The 1,659-nt window shown below is 66.4% G+C and carries 2 protein-coding genes; both read right to left on the bottom strand.

The annotated features are described in order from the left end of the window. On the bottom strand, window positions 1–546 hold a 546-nt coding region (lexA, locus tag AC1VAN_RS21085), incomplete at its 3' end, for a transcriptional repressor LexA (RefSeq protein WP_480986665.1). A 211-nt stretch (window positions 547–757) separates the two neighbouring features. Beyond that, window positions 758–1,659 (bottom strand): ABC1 kinase family protein (locus tag AC1VAN_RS21080; protein ID WP_480986664.1); only part of this gene is annotated, 902 nt, incomplete at its 5' end.

Genomic DNA, 1,659 nt, shown 5'->3' with positions numbered 1-1,659 from the left:
GCGCGGCAGCAGGCGGATGCGATCCTTGGCGATCTTCAGCAGCTTGACGGTGATCTCGTCATCGATGCGGGCCACCACGATCTGCCCGGAATGGGCATCGCGGGTCCGGTGCACACCGATCAGGTCGCCATCGAAGATGCCTTCGTCGATCATCGAATCGCCCTGCACTTTCAGCAGGTAGTCCGGTGCCGGCGAGAAGAACACCCGGTCCAGCACCACGAAATCATCCGAGCCGATGTCGGCGCCGATCGGCAGACCCGCAGCAACCCGACCCAGGATCGGCAGACGCAGGACGCTGTCGGGCAGGCCCGGCTCGGCGAGCTTCTCCACCGGCGGTGCCTGCACCAGACGGATGCCGCGGGCCTGGCCCGGCACGCGACGGATCGCCCCGGCCTGCTCCAGCGCCTCCAGGTGATACTGCGCTGCGCGTACGCCCTTGAAGCCGAAGGCACGCGCGATTTCAGTCTGCGAAGGGGGTGCGCCTTCGCTCTCGATACGCTCGGCGATCAACTGCAGGATCGCCTGCTGGGTGTCGGTCAGGTCCATGGTTAGTAGTATTACTACTAACACCCGGGACTGCAAGTGCCGAGGGCGATTCCGGCAGGAGCGAAAGCCGCCGGGCATGGCCCGGCGCTACCGGGAATGCGGCGTGGCTGGTTGGGGGCGGCAAAGGCAGAAGCAGCCGACCCGCGGTCGGCGCTACAGGAATCGCTGCGCGATGCCGCGGTTCCCGGCGGGAACCACCGCGGTAATCACACTACGTGTGCTTGCCGCTTCTCCAGATCGAGAACAGGATCCACACCCCGCAGAACCCTGCGCCRATGAAACCGCACACGCCCAGCGCCAGCAGCCAACGGCTGGAAACGCCTCCTACGCTGTGCATCACGATCGAGGAGCCGATGATCAAGGCTGCCGTGACGATCCCCATCACCAAGCGGTTCGCGGCGCGGTTGACCTGGTCGCCGAAGCCCTGCAGCGCGTTGGTCTCGACCTTCAGCTGCAGCCGGCCACGGCGCGCCGCCTGGACCAGCTTGCGCAGGTCCCGCGGCAACTCACCGGCGAAGTCGATCATGCCGAGCAGGCTGCGTCGGCCACGCTTGAACAGCGCCCGCGGCGCATAGCGCTGCAGTACCACCCGCTCCAGGAAGGGGCGCGCGGCGCTGGCCATGTCGAAATCCGGGTCGAGCTGGCGGCCCATGCCCTCCAGCGTCAGGAAGGCCTTGATCATCAGTGCCAGATCCGCCGGCAGGGTCAGGTTGTAGCTGCGCAGCAGCTGGGTGATGTCGCCCAGCATCAGGCCGATGCGCAGGTCCTTCAGCGGCACGCCGCGGTACTGGTCAACGAACAGGCTGATGTCATGCTGCAACCGGTTCTCGTCCACTTCCACGCCGCCGGCCCAGTCCAGCAACACATCGGCCACGCCCTGCGGATCCTGTTCAACCAGACCATGCAGCAGCTGCGCGACCTGGAAGCGACGCACCTCCGACAACGCGCCGACCATGCCGAAATCGATCACGCCGATGCGGCCGTCGCGCAGGTAGATGATGTTGCCCGGGTGCGGATCGGCATGGAAACTGCCGTCCTCCAGCACCATCTTCAATACGATGTCGGCGCCACGCCGGGCCAGTTCACGGCGGTCGATGCCGGCCGCATCGACAC

It is taken from the genome of Stenotrophomonas sp. 05L44_2, from assembly GCF_056665995.1.
This window is presented reverse-complemented; position numbering and strand designations above follow the sequence as displayed.